The sequence below is a fragment of the Saccharothrix sp. ST-888 genome (genome assembly GCF_000955975.1).
Taxonomy (GTDB): Bacteria; Actinomycetota; Actinomycetes; order Streptomycetales; family Streptomycetaceae; genus Kitasatospora.
The window spans coordinates 1-338 of the sequence record NZ_JYJF01000680.1 but is presented as its reverse complement, the minus strand read 5'-3'; the positions used below and the strand labels follow the sequence as shown (position 1 = coordinate 338).

The window sequence follows — 338 nt, the reverse complement described above, 5'->3', positions numbered from 1 at the left end:
ATCGCCGTCGCCGGCGACAGCGAGGGCGGTGCGCCCGACTCCGCACTCGGCGAGCCAGCCGCGCCGGCCGACACCGCCCGCACCGCCGGCGGCAAGCAACAGAAGGGGGTTGATCCCCGCCAGCGGCTCACACGGCTCCGTCTGGAGCAGGTCTACCTGCCGGCACCACTGCCGTTCGCTGCAGCCGCCTTCGGCTGCGCGCCCAGCCACGCACTGATCTGGCGCGATCGGCAACGCCGGCTCGCCGCCCAGGTGCTGGCCTACCCGCCGATGGACCCGGCCTGCCGGGCGCAGTCCTTCCGGCGGAATCCGGAGATGTTCCCCAGCCGGGCCGGCCT

General features: G+C 74.9%; 1 protein-coding gene. It reads left to right on the top strand.

Features of this window, described 5'->3' with window-relative positions; all coding sequences use genetic code 11:
* On the top strand, positions 1–338 hold a 338-nt coding region (locus tag UK12_RS42270), incomplete at both ends, for a hypothetical protein (protein WP_045307119.1).